Below are 18,333 nucleotides of genomic sequence, written 5' to 3'. Positions count from 1 at the left end.
TGTATATGAAAAAAATTAAGATGGGGTTCAATTATTGTATGCCCCTAAATGATAAAGCATACTGAACATTTATGAATCATGACGGCAAAAAAACAATGTTCTGAAACTGGATTTATGTAGATTTGCAGCAATTTGTAACAAGGGCAATTAGCCTCAGGCTTTTGTTTCCCCTTCGGGCATTGTTATGTTTTTAAAGTACGCTTATATTTCAACTACACAATCAAATGTTTAAGAAAGTTCTCCTGTTTTTCATCATAATTTTACCTTTTGCCTGCGTTTATGCCCAAACCACCCAGACCATTCGTGGAAGAATAATCGACACCAATACTGAACAACCTTTGGCTGCAGCCAGTGTAACTTTAAAAAACACAAAACAGGGAACCAAGACAGACGAAAACGGATACTTCAGACTTGAGAAAGTGCAGGTCGGGCGCTATCAGATAGAAATCAGTTCAGTTGGTTACGAAATGCAAACCATCTCTGAAATACTGGTTGAATCTGGTAAAGAAATTGTGCTTGAAATACGCTTGCAAGAGGCCACCAAACTATTGGGTGAAGCACAGGTAAAGGCACCATCAAATAACCTATCAGGCTCGCTTACAAGCATACACACGATTACAACAGAGCAGATTTTCCGCTATCCGGGTACATACATGGACCCTGCACGTCTGGCATCTGCCTATGCGGGTGTGGCCAATTCAAATGACCAGGCCAATGGAATGGTTATTCGTGGTAACTCTCCGAATGGTATGCAATGGCGCCTGGAGGGCGTTGAAATAGTAAACCCTAACCACCTGAGTAATGCTGGTACTTTCAGCGACCGTGTTACGCAAAACTCAGGCGGAGTAAATATTCTTTCAGCCCAATTACTGGGCAATATGAACTTCCTTACCGGAGCTTTTCCTGCTGAGTATGGCAATGCACTGTCTGGTGTGATGGATATGCGCCTTAGAAAAGGAAACAATCAGAAACACGAATTTACAGCTCAGGCCGGACTAATAGGCCTTGATGTAGCTGCCGAAGGCCCATTCAGTAAAACTAAAAAAAATGGCAGTTATCTGGTTAATTACCGTTATTCATTTACAGGTCTTTTAGGATTAATGGGGGTAACGTTTGGTGGTGAAGACATCACTTTTCAGGATTTATCGTTCAATATTTCATTACCTACCACCAAAGCTGGTTCGTTTACAATTTTTGGGATGAGCGGGCTCAGCAGTAATTATTTTAAAGGTAACCGTGATGTCTCTTTATGGGAAGTTCAGAAAGACGGTTACGATATTAATTACACCAACAAAATGGGTGCTTTGGGTGCCACGCATAGCAAAAACATTGGTAACAAACTTTTGTGGAGAACCGTATTGGTGGGTTCCGGATTAGAAAGTGTGCGCAAAGGATATATGCTCGACAAAACAACTCTTCAAAGACAGTTAACCCAATCAGACAGTGTAACCAAAAGTAGAATCTCAGTTTCCAGTGCCTTGAGCTATAAAATAAACTCAAAAAACTTATTGAAAGTCGGCGCTTTTATCACACATCAGTCTGATGCGATCTATTCACAATCGGGCAATAAAGAAGCTCTAGGCAAAGGCAACGGCTATGTGTTACAACCTTACGCAAACTGGCAGCTGACACCTGTCTACAAATTAACCGCAAACATCGGTTTACATTATCTGAATTATACAGTTAACAAAACCCAATCCCTTGAACCTCGGGTTTCAGTTGGTTATCAATTAACTACCAACCAATCTTTAAGTATAGCTTACGGCCTGCACAGCCAGTTACAATTACCGCAGGTATATTTTGGTATTGACCCCAGTTCTCAAATCAATAAAAACCTTGGCCTCAATTTCACCAAAGCACATCATTATGTACTAAGCCACCAGTATTATTTTAAAAGCGGTTCTTATTTTAAAACTGAATTGTTTTATCAGAAAATATTTAATGCGCCGGTTAAGGTTTCCACAATGCAGTCAGCTCAGGAAGGAGACGGTACCTTTTCAACCTTAAATCTGGTTGAGGATTTTTCAGGAGACCCTTTGCAAAATAAAGGAACCGGCCAAAACTATGGTATTGAACTTACTTATCAGCAATATCTTACTAATGGATTTTATACCCTTGTAAACGGAACACTTTACAATGCAACATATATAGGCGGAGACGGTATAAAAAGAAATAGCCGCTATAACGGCAAGCATATCTTTAACCTGACGGCAGGTAAAGAGTGGAGCAGAAGTAAAGACCGCACCATTGGCGCAAGCATACGGGTAATCTGGTTAGGTGGATTTTATGAAACACCAATTAATGAGACACTTTCACAAAGGGATGGCCAGGCTGTTTACGAGACCAGCAAAGCTTTCACCATTAAACAGCCTGATTATTTCAGACCTGATTTACGGATTTACCTGAAAAAATCTAAACAAAAATACGCTCGCACCCTGGCTTTAGACCTGCAAAATGTAGCAGGGCATCAGAACATAGCCTACAGCTATTATGATGTGTATCAGAAAAAAGTGGTGAAACAATATCAATTAGGCCTTATACCGATTCTAAGTTACCGTTGGGAATTCTGATTTACTAAAAACATGAGAAACCGTTTTTTGTTGCTGGCTATTTTACTTTTGCCGCTGTTTGCGTCTGCCCAAACCTTAATAGGTGGGCAAAGTTGTGCGATTACCAAGCAGGCAGCATTTAAAAAAAATGCTCGTATCGGTGTAACCGCTTACACTGGCGACGAAACCATTGATATTGGCTATTACAAGCTGAATCTGGATATCTCTTATGCACAAAAATACCTGAAAGGCGAGGCAGCCATCGGCTTTAAAACCGTAAAAACCATTGGAGATTGTTTTCTTGACCTGAACAATAATATGAAGGTTGATTCAATTAAACTCGGCAGCAAAAAACTGGCTTTCAATCAGGCAGATTCCCGACTCTATATTTATTTTGATTACCCTTACTCTGAAAATGAAAATGTTACAATAATTGTTTTCTACAGAGGTTACCCGGCTAACACGGGTTTTGGTAGTTTCAGTTTTGGCACACATGGCACAATAAACCCCGCCCCAATTGTTTCTACACTCAGCGAACCTTATGGTGCGCCTGGCTGGTTTCCCTGTAAGGACACCCCGGCTGACAAAGCCGACTCTTCTGATGTTTGGGTAACTATGCCCAAAGAATTTGTATCTGTTTCAAATGGGGTTCTTGGGCAGGTAACTGATAATTCAGACGGAACGCGTACCTACCAATGGAAGAACAGATACGCCATTGCCCACTATCTAATTTCTATTGCCTGTACCAACTATACAGAATACAAAAATTATTTCAGATACGCGCCTGACGATTCAATGGCTGTTACGCATTATGTATATCCGGAGTATTTGTCGCCTGCCGTAAAAGAACAGCTCGACAAAACGCCTGCCATGCTGAAGATTTTCACCGAAAAATACGGGCAGTACCCCTTTATAAAAGAAAAATATGGTCATGCCCAATGCAAAATAAGCGGTGGCATGGAACACCAGACCTGCAGCTCAATGGGGAACTTTGAAAGCAGCCTTGTGGCGCATGAGCTGGCGCATCAATGGTTTGGCAATAAAATTACCTGCAAAAGTTGGGAACACATCTGGCTAAACGAAGGATTTGCCAATTTCAGCGAGTCAATTTATGCAGAGGCAACCGGCGGCAAAGCAGGTTATCAGGCAGACATCAACTCAAATATGATTTATGCAAAAAAAGCTATTGGCAGCATCTATGTGCAGAACACCAAAGACGAAAACCAGATTTTTAACTATAACAGAACCTACGCCAAAGGTTCGGTGGTACTGCACATGCTAAGAGGAATAGTGGGCGATGATAAATTCTTTAAAATATTGCAGAATTACCTTAACTCACCGCTAGCTTATCAGTCAGCCACCACTGAAGATTTTCAGAAGATTGCCGAAAGCACCACTGGCTTAAATCTGGATTACTTTTTTAAGCAATGGATATACGGAGAGAATTTCCCGGTTTATACTTATGCCTGGGATGTCAGGCCGACTGCTGACGGAACAACGACCTTAACCTTAAAAATAACGCAGGAAAAAAATACAACACCAGCGTATTTTACTATGCCGGTAGATATTAAAATTGTTACTTCTTCAACAGAATTTACCACTACTGTTTTTGTAGATAAAGAAACCTTTCAAATTGAAGTTCCGAATCTGAAAGACGAGGTTCTTGAAGTTATTTTTGACCCTGAAAACAAGATTCTGAAAAATGTAAAAGAAGAAAGGCCCTCGCTTACAGGAGTAGAACCAAAGGTCAATTTTGTTGACTGGAAAATATTGCCTAACCCGGCGGCAGACGAAGTATCGGTAGATTTCTCAATCAAACAAAATACCAGTTTATCCATTTCTGTTTTTGATTCATCAGGCAAAAAAATAAAAGCCTTGCCTGATGAAAAACTAAGCGCAGGAAAGTATTCAAGAAAAATTGAGTTGCAAAACTTGCCTGCTGGCAATTATGTTATCAGACTTTCCTGTGGTGGGTACTCGCAGGCAAAAGTTCTGGCTGTCAGATAACAAAACAATCAAATACCGGATTGACAAAAGCATGAGCCAGCGAGTTGCCTCAGCAGGCTCATATCGGTAAAAACTTTTGTTATCCGAAAAGCTCAGTAAAAACCTCTTCCAGTTTACTGGCAGCAAAAATTTCTATCTTATAGTTTTTCGGATTCAAACCTTTCATATTAAACTTTGAAATAAATATCTTGGTAAAACCCAGTTTTTCAGCTTCAGTAATGCGGTTTTCTATTCTGTTTACCGCGCGTACCTCTCCGCCAAGACCCACCTCTGCGGCAAAACAAAACAAATGAGGCACGCTTAGGTCTTCAAATGACGACACCAGTGATGTGCAAATGGCCAGATCAATGGCCGGGTCTTCCACCTTCAGCCCACCTGCAATATTCAGAAATACATCCTGAGTACCCAACCTGAATCCCCCTCTTTTTTCAAGAACGGCTAATAGCATCTGTAAACGCCTGCTATCAAAACCATTGCTGGTTCTTTGAGGCGTACCATAAGTAGCCGCACTAACTAAAGACTGTATCTCAATCAGTAAGGGGCGGTTACCTTCCAGCATGGCAGCAATGGTAATGCCACTCAGGTCTTCTTCGCGCTGCGAAATCAATATTTCTGATGGATTACTCACCTGCCTGAGCCCTTCGCTCTGCATTTCATAAATGCCCAGTTCAGAGGTACTGCCAAATCGGTTTTTGGTGGTACGCAGTATGCGGTAAGTCATGTGCCTGTCGCCTTCAAATTGCAGAACGGTATCTACCATGTGCTCAAGTACTTTAGGCCCGGCCAAAGAGCCGTCTTTGGTTATATGCCCTATCATTATAACCGGCGTATCAGATTCTTTCGAGAACTTCATTAGCTCTGCAGTGCATTCCTTCACCTGCGATACACTCCCGGCACCTGATTCGATTAAAGGAGAAGTAAGTGTCTGAATAGAATCTACTACTACAATATCTGGTTCTGTCAACTCTATTTGTCTGAAAATATTGTCAGTAGAAGTTTCATTCAGAATGTAACAGCGCTCGTTCATGATACCCATTCGTTCGGCACGCATTTTTATCTGCTGCTCGCTTTCTTCGCCCGACACATACAATACCGTATAATCTTGCAACCCTAGTGCTATCTGAAGCATTAGGGTAGACTTACCAATGCCCGGTTCTCCGCCAATTAAAACCAACGAGCCCGGTACCAGCCCACCGCCAAGCACACGATTTAACTCATTATCCTCAGTTATGATTCTGTATCTTTCATGTTTTGAAATCTCAGCCAGGGTTTTAGGCTTACTGGCCGTTTTGGGTGCGCCAGATGTTGAGAACTTCCAGTTACCTTTCTCGGGTTCTTCTTTTGTGAGAACCTCCTCAACCAGGGTGTTCCACTCACCGCAGGATGGGCAACGACCTAACCATTTAGGTGAATTATAGCCACAATTCTGACAGAAGTATGCGGTTCTGATTTTTGCCATTTAGATTTCTATTAAATTTTTAAAGTTTATGCAGATACACAATTGTTATATAAAATAAATACGTTTTGGCTGTTAAATAAAAAACTGGTAACATTCAGTTTGGAAAATGAGTTTAATAATACAATTTTGAAATTGATTATCGTTAATCATTACAGAAATATTGATGATTCAACTTTACAGTCAGAAACAAAATCATTGTTCATTGCCAACATTTTAACAAAAAACTTTATGAAAAAAATCAAATTGCTTGGTCTTTTTGCTCTTATTACCTGTTATACCTCTGCCGTGGCTCAGTCTGGTATAGGAATTAAAGGCGGTGTAAACTTCAATAAGGTTTATACCGATGCCGGAAACATGGAAACCAATATAAAAGAAAGCCTTGATACCCAGACAGGCTATGTTTTTGGTGCCTTTGGTCGTGTCGGTAATAAGTTGTTTCTACAACCGGAAGTATTATTTGCCCAACGCGGCGGCACCATTGAAGTGCAGAACATTGGCAAAGTAAAGTATAAATACAGTAACATTGATGTACCTGTTCTGCTGGGTGTAAAAGTATTTAAATTTATACGCATTATGGGTGGCCCGGTAGCCACTTTTAAAGTTAGCGAAGACCAAAGCCTGAAAGACGCCATTAAGGGCTATTCATCAGGCAGTTTTGATGAAGCTATGAAAAAAGCCACCTTTGGGTATCAGGTTGGTGTAGGCATTAAGCTTTTAAGATTTGATATAGACCTGCGAAAAGAAGGTAGTTTGTCTGAGATATCTGCCCTGAACCTGCAAAACAATGCTCAGTTTAGCCAGAAAGCAAGTGGCTGGCAATTAACACTTGCTCTAAAGATTATTTAAGCATTTACAGAAATGTAACTGTTGGTTAAATGCAAGAAAGTCTCTCTGTTTTAGCGAGACTTTTCTTTTATCTGGCTGCCCGTATTTTTATATCGCTTACTTCCAGAATCTGCTTTTCATACCCTTTTGTTACTGTGTTAATCATAGCCAAACCTACTTCACTGAGTTTCACAACTGCGTTTGGGGCAAATAACTTAACAACCGGAAAAAGCCAGCTAAAGTATTTATAATATGGCAGCACATTTTTAAGGCCTCTGGTGGCTTCAATAGCCGCAGGACGAAAGTTAAACACTTGCCTGAATGGCAATTTCGCCAAATCATTTTCGGTTTTTCCTTTTACTCGGGCCCACATTAACCGGCCAGCCTCGGTGCTGTCAGTACCTGAACCTGAAACATAGCAGAATGTCATGTCCGGATTAAGTTTTGCTAATGTAGAGGCTACATGTATGGTTAACGAATAGGTAAGTTTGTAATACTGCTCTTCTTTCATGCCCACAGACGAAACCCCCAGACAAAAAAAGCAGGCGTTGTATCCAGTCAGTTGAGATTCAATTGCAGAAAAATCATGAAAATCATTATGAATAATTTCTTTTAACTTAGGGTGCTGCACACCACAAGGCTTTCTGTTAATAACCAATACCTGAGCCACTTCCTTATGTAAAAGGCATTCATGCAGAACCCCCTCGCCTACCATGCCAGTGGCGCCTGTTACAATTACGTTTATCTGAGAAGCCATTTCTATACGTATTTTACCTGAATCAATTCTGTTTTATTAATCAAATAACACTAATTGGAAAAATTACATTCCATATTTACTTTCAATAAAAGCAACAAGGCAGTTTTTTGATTTTTCAGGATTTACAAAAAATAATTTCCCATTTTGGCAACTATTCCGTATTATATTAGGCTTTTAAAGAAAAAACCGATAACTTTGCGCCAAATAAAATTTTGCACTTCAAAATACCTATAAGCAATGAGTATTAATAAACTCGACCCGATCGACCATAAACTTCTGGAGATTCTCCAAAGCAATGGCAAGATTACCAACGCACAGCTTTCAAAAGAAATTGGATTATCACCTGCACCTACACTAGAACGTGTAAAAAAACTTGAATCATCAGGAATTATTAAAAGTTACCATGCCCAGATTGACAGAGAAAAAGTTGGCCTTGGTGTTATGACTTTCGTTCAGGTTTCTCTTTCAGGCCATAGAAAATCTATTACTGATGCTTTTGTAGAGAAAATACTGAGGGTTCCGGAAATTATTGAATGCCACCATGTGACAGGTTCTTGCGATTTCTTATTGAAAGTTATTGCCAAAGATATTAATTCATATCAAAAACTGATAATGGAAACTATTAATGAAATAGAAGAAGTAGCCAATACACAAACAATGGTTATTCTTTCCAGTTTCAAAGACAGTCAGGTATTACCTGTGCCATGAAAATAACGGCTTTCTATACGAAAGAGCCTTCTCCTGCCGGAAAAGGCTCTTTTTTTATCCGAAAAAATCTTTCGCAAAAGGTTACTTCTTTTTAGCTGCCTTCATTTGTTTCTTCAAATCATCAATCTGTTTTTTGGCTTCTTTATAATTGTCAGATTTCTTTTCGGCATTATTCATCACAATGGTATAATATTGAATGGCCTTCGGATAATCTTTTTCGGTTACTGAAACCTTAGCTAATGCCATATTAGCTGCCAGAAAATATCCCGATTCTTTGGCTTTGGCTTGTTCGGCATATTCTATTGTTTTCAGGTAATACTCTTTGGCTTTGGGTATATCATTTTTGTAATTCATGTTTATATAGCCCAGTATATACGCGGCATATCGGCCAGCAGTGGCTTCATAACCCGTTTTGCCCGAATTAACATTATGCAGCAGCTCTTCAGCCAGTTGCTCAGCCTCTGCCGACTTCCCCATAACAAAGGCCGTGCGCGCAGCATACCTATGAAAAAAGGAGTTGTTAGGGTACATCTGATGCAACTGCTGCGCCAGGTAATAGGCTTTCAGATGCTGGTTTTCCATAGAGTATATCTGCATCAGAAAATACTTGGCTTCCATGCGGGTATAAAAAGCATTTTGTGCTACATACTCCAATTGTTTAATACCATCATTCTTTACACCCTTACGGAAGAAAATCAGCATAGGTTTTAAAGATGGATAATTCTCAGGTATCCACTTTGAATAGTAATTATATAGGCCATCGCCAATAGCCAGTTCGGGGCTGAAATCGCCAAAGCCCCGGCATTTTTCAAGGTATTTCATGGCTTGTTTACTGGCCCAGGCGGCCTTTATCCAGTTTTCACGTTCTGAATGCAAGCGTCCCTTTACAGCATACGCCGCCGACATAAAGAATGCGGCTTCTTTGTCTTCACTGTCATCATCCAGCATGTCATCGGCCAGGTCAATGGCTTTATCCATGTAATAAAAACAGGCGTCGTCATATTTCTCATTCTTACTATCGGGTAGTATCTTCCACCATTCATTCAGGCCAATCAGAAAATAACCAATCGGATGCTCAGGGTATTTCACCGTCAACCACTTAAAATCCCGCTCGGCGGCATCATAATTAAAATTATACATATTATTTATGGCCTCGGTTGCCTCAATTTGTATAGCTCTGTTGGCCAATAATATTTCATGTTGCTTCTTTTTGGTAGTGCCACCAAACCACGAAAACTGCGCAACAGCAGCCTGCGATACAAGTAAAAGAATCAACCAGCTATATTTTACTCTCATTTTATTCAGATTTTCCAGATTAACGAAAGGAACAAAAATAAAATTGCAAAACTTAAAATTTTCTTAAAATTAATTTTCTGACCCAAAATTACTAAATTGTTGCCAAAATACACCTCCGGCCTTCTGTCGCCAAATAATATGAAACATATAAAAGATAAAAACTTTGTTCAGTTTATTGATTCAGAACAATTACAGAACAGAATCAAAGCCCTGGCACATCAGATAAACAAAGATTATGAAGGAAAGAATCCATTACTGATCGGTGTTTTGAATGGTTCTTTTATGTTTGTGAGCGACTTGTTCAAGTCTATTGAAATTGATTGCGAAATTACGTTCATACGGGTGGCCTCCTATCAGAAAACTGAATCGACCGGGCAGGTAAAACAGATCCTGGGACTTACAGAAGACGTAAAATACAGACACGTAATAATTGTAGAAGATATTGTTGACACCGGTCTTACTATGCATGAAGTGCTGGCGCAATTGGCAGCCCAAAAGCCAGCCTCATTAAAAATAATGACCTTGCTGCTGAAACCAGATGCCTTGAAAGTACCTTTAAAGGTAGACTATACAGGCTTTGAGATTGAAAACAAATTTGTGGTGGGCTTCGGTCTTGATTATGACGGCCAGGGCAGAAACCTGGACGCCATTTATGTTCTACAACCAGCAGACGAATAGTTTAGCCCAAAGCACCAATACCCTTACGGTTTCATGATTAACACAATCTGATTTTTATCGGCCTTAACAATCTTTTTTCTGAAATTGACCCATTCATTATATACCGACGGCGCATGGCGGCCTTTAATGATGCTCAGGTCTCGTTCATAGTAAATGGTATCGCCTTTTAAGCGGGCCTCCGAAATATAGGTACCAAAGCGGGTGTCAATTTTTACAGGTTCAGGCAAATATTCTACTGCATACCCTTTAGGTACTTTAAAAGATATTTTATCGATATCCTGGTAGTTGTTGTTGAGTTGAAGTTCAGTTTTTCTGCTTGCCGAAACCAGAGGAATCCCTCCTTGCTGATTAAACATATTTGCAGTAATAAATGTACGTGTGCCACTTTTATTGGCTATGTTTCTCAGGTGCAGATTCAGTTTTTCCTCAACAGAAGGTAGTTTATCTTTTTTCTCTTTTAATGAGAAACTGATAATTTCTACACTTGGCAAACTCAGGTTCTTATACAACCACTTTTTCTGGTCGTTGGTATTTAAAGAATTGGCAACCTCAGCAAAAATCTCATGTTGTAAGCCGGTATACTCGGTTTTTATGTCGGCATCAGCCTCGCCGTTTTCATTGATATTTACAAAGGCAGTTCTTAAAAGCTGGTTATCAGAAGGTTTATAAGTTGGTGTTTTTACCAGCTTGCCGCCGTTTTCGGCAAGCAGTAGGACGTGCCTGTCGCCGGTAAAGCTACCCAGATAGCCAAACGGGTTATTCTGGCTTGTACATTCAAGCCAGAGTGTATCCTTAGGCATGGGTACACATAAAATAACATGATTGAACTGAAAAGAAGGAAAATCTGTCTGAATATCGGCTTTCTTTTCACCGGCAAGCACCAGCGCCTCATAAGAGTTAATGCCGAGTTCTTTCAGCATACCTTTTGTAAAATTGGTTAATGCCTTACAATCGCCATAGCCTTTGGTGGCCACATCAGTGGCTTTCATAGACTGCCAGCCACCAATACCTAATTGTATGCTAACATACCTTGTATTTGCCTGCAGGTATTCATACACTTTCTTAATTTTATTGGTTACATCCTGTTCATCTTTTACATGGAGCATTAACTTAGACGTAAAATCAGCAGGCAGCTTATCTCTACCTAAATTAAGCTCACCATAAAACCTGGCGATGTCGCTCCATGATTTAATACTGCCTTTATAATCATCTACTTCAAATTGTGTCGGGCCGGTATAAACCCTGGGCATTATTTCTGCGTATCCAGGGCTATTGGTTTCTCGTTCTATTGGTTGCAGGTTATTCACACTCCAACTATAAATTGTGCGGTTATCGTCCTGAGTAATGGATACTTTTCCAGGCATATTCTGTTCTTTGTATCTTAGCGCTAAATCCTTTGGCATTGAAACCCTGAACGATGATTTAACCACTGAAGTAAACTCAGCGTTGTCAACTACTGCATCCCAGGCAGGGTAAAACATCATATTCTTCTCTGTAATCTGATAAGAATAATCAATGGTATATGGAAATGACGTATGCGCAAGTGAAGCCACTTTTACGTAGCTGTCTTCAATAGAGTTTTGCCCGGATGCAGTGTTAAAGCTATCAAAGTCGCTCTTCTTCAGCTTTTTTACTGTTTTACCGTAGGCGTCGTATATACTTGCCTCAATACTGTTTATCTTCGTAAACTTATTAAAGTACATGACAATGCTGGCATGTCCATTACCTTTTTCGTCCAGAATAGTAATTGTGCCTTTTACTTTTGTAACGCCTTCTCCGGGATTTTTTACATAGAACTCAGTTTCATGATTACGCACTACCGCATGGGCTTTTTCTTTTAGCTCTGCCGGTATGAATGCAGCAGAAAAGTCTTGCGCAATTGCTTGAAAACTTATCAAAAATACAATGAGGTATTTCATTACTTACTAATTTTTCTTGAGTGTTATTAGCTCATTATGCTTGGCAACTATTTTGTCATAGAACTCTTGCAGAATCGGGTATTCTTCTGCATAATATACTGGTTTCAGAAATTGTACGCGGCTGGAAACCATCATGTTTTTTCCGTTTACTGCAACTGAATACATAAACCTGCCTCCGTTTCCGGGCAGGCTTATTACTGTATTTTTGGGTAATTCGGCAACTGAATAACCTTCCGGTATTTCAAAATTACCAATAAATATTTCTTCTTTCGGGTAAGCCATGTCAATAGGATAAACCCGGTCTTTGGTTTTCAAAGGGTTTTCTTCAAACCCTTCAGATAGCATCGGCTTGAAATGAAGCATTTTACCCGCCTTGGTAGCATAATTATTTAGCGTTACCTGGTATTTTGCCTCAAAAGATTCATTGACTGCGGTTGTATTGGCATAATCAGCTTTTTCAATTGTCCACGACTCCTGCTTCTTTTTTACTTCATCCAGATAATTATCAGCGCCCAGTCTGTTAAAATCTTTTTTAGCTGTTAAATCGCCATACCCTCCGTAAGACCTCGTAATTACACCCTGCAATTCGCCGTCTTCACTCAACGAAAGATCTGCCTTTTTAAATTTAAGTTCTTTCTCAGCAGGTGCCAATGAAACAAACCGCGGCTTTTCTGGATGCACCAACCAACCTTTGCCATTCAGGCACTGAACCGGTAGCATCCCTGGTTTCTGGTATTCATCAGTGCCATCCAGCAATAGATCTTTACCATTACGCTCAATATGTGCAACTACATAATTAAATCTTTTGCGCAGTGCAAACTGCTCATGAATTTTGCCATGGCTTCTGGTACTTAAAATAACAGGATTGGCATCAAACCCGAGTTCTCTTAGTAAGGCAATCAGTAACAGATTTATGTCGCCGGCGTCACCCGTCCGTGAATCAAATACTTTCCGGATACTGTTTGAATACAGACCGTCCATCCTGTTCCACTTAATATTTTTCTGAATATATTCACAGGCAGCTTTTATTCGGCTTGATGAATCAGCATAGGTTTTTGAAATATCTTTGGCTACCCCAGATAAAAAACCAGTATGTTTTAACTGCCCCCCCAAAATAGAGGCCTCAAGCATTGTATTGTTAAGCGAAGGGTAGTCTAAAGAAAAATCTTTTATTAGGTACCCGGGCCAATTGACAGATGCCAGTTCAAAATCCATCTTCGTTACATAGTCGCTCGATGTGGTAATAAAAGCCTCGTTCCTGAAAGCAGGCACGTCTTTCATTATAAACCTTTGAAACAAACCACTTTCCGTCTGTGTCCCGAATGATACATTCACAGGTTTTGTCTGATTATCTGTCAGGTCTAAATAGCCTGACATCAGAATGCGGTAATGAAAAAACGAAGGAATAGTAATTTCATAAATGCTCCACAATGCAGGATACAGCCCCTGAAAAGACCAGGGCTTAGGGTTATTGGATATAGAAAAAGGTGTTTCAATATTGAAAGAATATTCAATTACTGACCCCACCTTAACATTAGGCATAACTATTTTTACATCCTGTACATTACCAACCGGCTTTTCTGAGAAAATAGATTCTTTGGTAAGCTTGTCTCTTTTAATTTCACCGTTTTCAAGATTATATGTATAACCTTTAATATCGTTGATATACTCGCTTTTATCAGCGCCGTCTTTGTAGATTTGCCTGGCGATGGTTCCTAAATCCAAGGCAGATTTTTTCAGAATTTTTATCCTTCCGTGGTAGGTAAATCTGGTTTGAATCATGTTACTGCGCAAATCAAAAGTGGTTGTGCCGTGGTCATATAGAAAAACGGCGTCGGCCGTTGAGTCTGCCGGGTACACATTCATTTCAACTTCGGCTCTGCTTATCTCGCCGAATTTCACTACAGGTTCTGTATTTTTTTGCGCATAAACCAGATTTGCACAGCTAGTTACCAGCAGTAATAGTAATTTCTTCATAAAAGTTTGCGGTAATAAAAAATGAAACAAAATGTAATAAAGCCCCTTGAAAAACCTGCCGGTTTTACTTCTTCTTTAAAACAATCTGCTCGCCCTGTTTAGCCATCATTTTAGTAAATAACTCTTTCAGCTCAAAGTACTCATCCGAAGAAAAAACTGACTTTGCAATCAACAACTGGCTTGTTAATTCAATTACTCCGTTTTCGGCCTTTATCATAAAAAGATATTTTCCCTTATTGTTAGGCAGATAGATATTCAAATAAGTGGGCAGGCTTTCTACTGTGTAATTCTGAGGAATGGTATATCTTGCCATAATTGTCTCCTGAATACCGTATCCAAAATCAACAGGATACCGTCTTTCTGACTGCATAAACGGGTTTTTACTTTGGGCTTTCCATAAAAGTGGCTGCATGAATATCCTATCACCGGCAATTGTGTAGGCCTCGTTAACGGTGGTTTTGCAATGTACTCTGGCGTCTCCATTTTCACTTTCCTTTACTGAAAAGGCCGGATTCTCAAACTGTGTAAATTGAGATTTTAGTTTTTCTATGTATTTCTCACTACCCTCTCCATCAATCTCGGCTTTCTTTTCACTACTTCCATAACCATAAAAAGTTTCAGTAAAGTAACCTTTCAACTGTTGGTCTTCTGCTATATCAAATACTAATTCAATGGTACTTTGCTTTCGTCCGTTAGGAGCCAGTGAAACCCATTTTGGATTTTTTGATACAAGCCAGCCACGTTCGTTCAGGCATCGTTTAGGCAGCATATTCATTTTTACGTATCTGTCGCTGGCATCAAGCAAAAAATCTTTGCCATTAACCATAATATGAGCAACGCTATAATTAAAACGGTCTATGAGCGCTATTTCGGTAAGCACTTTACCATGTGCCCTGGTGCTTAACAATACAGGATTACTGTCGTAGCCCAGCTCATTCAACACAGCAACCAGAATAAGATTTATTTCTGTTGATGTGCCCTGTTTTTTTTCATATATCTGGTCTAGTTTTGCTGTAACAACAATGCGGTTTTCGCCATTCCAATTGACGGTGTTTCTAATATAATCATAAGCCGCACCAATAATTGCCATTGAATCTTTTGAAGCTGCTTTTGCTGTTATTTCGGCGGCAATTTTTTTGGCAGTTTTACCAAATTTCCTGATAGCTACGCCATAATTACTTTCTTCCAAAAGTGTTTTTGTAAGGTCTTTATAGGTTACAGAATAAACACGCTCTCCGGTGGTTGGGAAAACCGTCCGGGCAAGCTCAAAATCAATTGAACTCCTGTAGTCTTCTACGGTAGTCATGAAATCGTCAGGTCTTAAGGCAGGCAGGTCTTTCATGGCAAAATGATATGCCAGATAAGGGTCTTTTATTTCTTCACCTAAAGGCGTAACTCGTGTAATAAAGACTGACTTACCCTCTTTTACTTCTTTAATGGCAAAAGGATGATAACCAAAGTAGGTAAGTTTGAAATCAAAATAACCCGGTATTGTAGCTTTAATACCACTCCATGCCACTGGTATGTCTTGCTGAAATGACCAGTTACGTAAAAAATACCATAAAGGAGATTCGATGGAATAGCTGAGGTCAATAACCGAACCCTCTTTTACCTGTGGAAATATGATTTTCATTTCACGGGTATTGTTGGATGTTTTTTCCTCAAAGATTGACTTACTGGTCAATTCTGTAATTTGAACTGTGCCGTTCTCAAGGTTGTAGGTCATGCCTTTAATATTCCGCACCAGCTCCTGCCTTTCCATTGATGATTCAAATCTGAAAGGAATTGTCATTGTGCCTCTTTCAAGCCCTGACTTCTTTAGAATCTTTATGCGCTTATGAAAATTATAAGCCACTACTGGTATATTGTCCTGAAATGTGTAGGAATAGTCGGCAAAATCATAAAGTACAACGGCCTCAGCTGTTGAGTCCTTTGCATAGGTTTTCATTTCCAGTTCAGGTAAACTATAAACCCCAAATTTAACATTGGGCACCTGGATCTGCGAAAAAACTAAATGTGAAAAAGTAGAAAGCAGTAGTAAAACAGCAATGCGCTTCATAAAAATTGAGGATAATGGGTGGTTAGTCATTAGCATGCGGCAAATATCAGGTAATTATCCAAAGACATCAAAAGAATCCGTATTTTTTTATTTTCAGGCATCACAAAACTAACGATTGCAGGAAAAATTAATCGCGGAATTGAAAAAAGAGGTCATTGACCCTTGCAGGGAATGACCTCTTTTTCCGACGATATTGGTTTTTCAGTCAATAAGTGCCTTTATAACTACAGGCTGGTGGTCTGACGGATACCGTTGTTCTTTGGCATCGGTAAGTACACCGTATTTCAGCACCTTTATTTTTTTATCTACAAAAATGTAGTCAATTCTGTTATTCATTGGGGCATCAAACTTAAATGCATTAAATGTACCCTCAGGGCCGTACGGAGGCATAATAGTTACATTATGGGCGTCGTTCAAAAGGGTTTGTATTTCTTTAATTTGTTCCGTTTCCGGGGTTGAATTAAAGTCGCCTACACAAATGGCTGGTGCGTCGGCGGCAATTTCCTTAATTTTTTTAACCATTAGTTTGCCTGACTGCCTGCGCGCCTCAACCCCCTGGTGGTCAAAGTGTACACTAAAGAAATAAAAGCTTTTCCGGGTGGTTAAATCCTGAAACTTGGCCCATGAGCATATTCTGTTGCAGCAGGTGGCATCCCAGCCTTTTCCGGGTTTATCAGGTGTTTCACTCAACCAGAAATCACCAGATTTCAACACTTTGAATCTTGATTTTTTATAGAAAATTGCCGAGTGTTCTCCTGCTTTATCACCGTCATCGCGGCCTTTGCCGATAAAGGCAAAATCCTTCATTTCGGCAATATCATCCAGTTGTCCTCTTAAACCTTCCTGTGTTCCGAAAATATCAAACTCATGAAAACCGATAAGCGCCTTAACAAACTCTTTTCTGTTAGGCCAGGCATTAACGCCATCGTTTGGTGTATTATAACGCAGATTATAAGTGGCTATTACAAGCGGGGTGTTTTTTTGCGATAAGCTTGTTGATGTGGCAAGCATACCAAAAAAAAGAACTAAACAACTGAGTCTCATAGTTAATGGTGTTGGTTTTGTTGAAAATTGAATGTTTCAGAAATTGTATATCTGACAGCGCAAAGTAAATAATAGATTTTCAGAAAAGGCAACAAACCAACCCAAAATAGTAATTGCTTAACAATAACATAAAATAAAGGGCTGGCAAAACCAATGCCAACCCTTTCATAGACTATCTAACCTGTAACCATTTTAATTCTTCTTTACTAATAACTTAAGGGTGTCGGCATTTATACCGGTAAATACGCCCAGCCCGTTGGTAATACTTGAAGGCGGTGTGCTCAGGTTCTGAGTGGTTGTTCCGCTTGATTGGTACAAAGCCGAATAATCTGGATTGATACGGTAAAGTATTACATCATAATTGCCGAAGTACTCGAGGCTCTGGGGCTGAATATTGCTATGGGTGCCCAGGACTGGTTCATTTGAAATTCTAAAACGGATAGTCGAAAACTCTGACCCGGACGGCGGAATAATAATTTGAACGGGCTCAGTTTCGGTGTTTTCCAGAGCAATAAAATGATAAACGTTATCGGGGTTGCTCCATGATAACTCTATAGGTGTGTTATTAAAACCACCGCCCAAGCCACCGCCGCCGGGGAACCCACCACCAGATAAGTTTATCTGCGTTCTGGAAATTTCATTTGTACTGATAGCCATCCCAACCGGCTTTTCGGGTATGTCTGTTTCTGCACTTATTGTTCTGCCCTTGTAATCAAACTCCATTTTATACTTAACGGGGGGTTCTTGAATTAATTCATTGTCTGCGGAGGTGTACACCCCATTGCCTTCTGATTTAAGTATAAAGACCTTCCCGTTACTACCTGTAATTTTGATGCTTAGGTCATTGATAGGCTCCGAGACACCCTCAGAGGTCTCGGCATACGGAATCTCGGTATATACTTTCATGCTTACCCGATGTCCCGGTGCCAGATAAGCCTCTACAATTGGTTTTTCGCCGGGGTTTACAACAGTATTGGTGTCGGTGCAACTTACTACGGTGGTAAGCAGTGTAGTAAACACTATTAATTGGTATATCTTTTTCATCTTTGTGTTTC

At 39.9% G+C, this 18,333-nt stretch carries 13 protein-coding genes; 5 read left to right on the top strand and 8 right to left on the bottom strand.

What is annotated here, in order from left to right; genetic code table 11:
* Window positions 1-224: 224 nt before the first annotated feature.
* On the top strand, window positions 225-2,570 hold the full coding sequence (locus NZ848_RS06035; protein WP_259014765.1) for a TonB-dependent receptor: 2,346 nt from the start codon (window positions 225-227) through the stop codon (window positions 2,568-2,570).
* Window positions 2,571-2,582: 12 nt separating this feature from the next.
* Entirely contained in the window at window positions 2,583-4,556 is a 1,974-nt protein-coding gene (locus tag NZ848_RS06030) for a M1 family aminopeptidase (RefSeq protein WP_259014764.1), read from the top strand.
* A 79-nt stretch (window positions 4,557-4,635) separates the two neighbouring features.
* Here NZ848_RS06030 and radA read toward each other — a convergent pair whose 3' ends face one another.
* Window positions 4,636-6,015, bottom strand: a complete 1,380-nt coding sequence (radA, locus tag NZ848_RS06025; protein ID WP_259014763.1) for a DNA repair protein RadA — start codon at window positions 6,013-6,015, stop codon at window positions 4,636-4,638.
* Window positions 6,016-6,243: 228 nt separating this feature from the next.
* On the opposite strand from radA, the gene NZ848_RS06020 reads away from it, so the two are divergent.
* Window positions 6,244-6,861, top strand: a complete 618-nt coding sequence (locus NZ848_RS06020; RefSeq protein WP_253534491.1) for a porin family protein — start codon at window positions 6,244-6,246, stop codon at window positions 6,859-6,861.
* 67 nt (window positions 6,862-6,928) lie between these two features.
* Here NZ848_RS06020 and NZ848_RS06015 read toward each other — a convergent pair whose 3' ends face one another.
* Window positions 6,929-7,597, bottom strand: a complete 669-nt coding sequence (locus NZ848_RS06015; RefSeq protein WP_259014762.1) for an NAD-dependent epimerase/dehydratase family protein — start codon at window positions 7,595-7,597, stop codon at window positions 6,929-6,931.
* A 237-nt stretch (window positions 7,598-7,834) separates the two neighbouring features.
* Between NZ848_RS06015 and NZ848_RS06010 the strand changes: the two genes are divergently transcribed.
* Entirely contained in the window at window positions 7,835-8,305 is a 471-nt protein-coding gene (locus NZ848_RS06010) for an Lrp/AsnC family transcriptional regulator (RefSeq protein WP_101728498.1), read from the top strand.
* 81 nt (window positions 8,306-8,386) lie between these two features.
* Here the strand turns inward: NZ848_RS06010 and NZ848_RS06005 are convergent, their stop codons facing one another.
* Entirely contained in the window at window positions 8,387-9,601 is a 1,215-nt protein-coding gene (locus NZ848_RS06005) for a tetratricopeptide repeat protein (protein ID WP_259014761.1), read from the bottom strand.
* Between the two features lie 138 nt (window positions 9,602-9,739).
* Here NZ848_RS06005 and hpt point away from each other — a divergent pair, with 138 nt between their 5' ends.
* A complete protein-coding gene (hpt, locus tag NZ848_RS06000; RefSeq protein ID WP_253534486.1) occupies window positions 9,740-10,279 on the top strand; it encodes a hypoxanthine phosphoribosyltransferase in 540 nt (179 codons plus the stop codon).
* A gap of 23 nt (window positions 10,280-10,302) precedes the next feature.
* Here the strand turns inward: hpt and NZ848_RS05995 are convergent, their stop codons facing one another.
* The 5 genes from NZ848_RS05995 to NZ848_RS05975 all read right to left on the bottom strand — a co-directional run bounded on the left by NZ848_RS05995 (window position 10,303) and on the right by NZ848_RS05975 (window position 18,322).
* A complete protein-coding gene (locus NZ848_RS05995) occupies window positions 10,303-12,198 on the bottom strand; it encodes a DUF3857 domain-containing protein (protein WP_259014760.1) in 1,896 nt (631 codons plus the stop codon).
* Window positions 12,199-12,204: 6 nt separating this feature from the next.
* On the bottom strand, window positions 12,205-14,175 hold the full coding sequence (locus tag NZ848_RS05990; protein ID WP_259014759.1) for a DUF3857 domain-containing protein: 1,971 nt from the start codon (window positions 14,173-14,175) through the stop codon (window positions 12,205-12,207).
* Window positions 14,176-14,239: 64 nt separating this feature from the next.
* The gene (locus tag NZ848_RS05985; RefSeq protein ID WP_259014758.1) at window positions 14,240-16,123 is read right to left on the bottom strand and encodes a DUF3857 domain-containing protein; all 1,884 of its coding nucleotides are present in this window, start codon (window positions 16,121-16,123) and stop codon (window positions 14,240-14,242) included.
* A gap of 312 nt (window positions 16,124-16,435) precedes the next feature.
* Window positions 16,436-17,278 (bottom strand): endonuclease/exonuclease/phosphatase family protein, encoded by an 843-nt coding sequence (locus tag NZ848_RS05980; RefSeq protein ID WP_259014757.1) that lies wholly within the window; start codon window positions 17,276-17,278, stop codon window positions 16,436-16,438.
* Between the two features lie 192 nt (window positions 17,279-17,470).
* Window positions 17,471-18,322, bottom strand: a complete 852-nt coding sequence (locus NZ848_RS05975) for a DUF4249 domain-containing protein (protein ID WP_259014756.1) — start codon at window positions 18,320-18,322, stop codon at window positions 17,471-17,473.
* Window positions 18,323-18,333: the final 11 nt, after the last annotated feature.

It is taken from the genome of Emticicia fluvialis, from assembly GCF_024793945.1.
In the GTDB taxonomy this organism is placed as follows: Bacteria; Bacteroidota; Bacteroidia; order Cytophagales; family Spirosomataceae; genus Emticicia; species Emticicia fluvialis.
The sequence above is the reverse complement of the archived record's forward strand: the minus strand, read 5'-3'. Positions and strand labels throughout refer to the sequence as shown.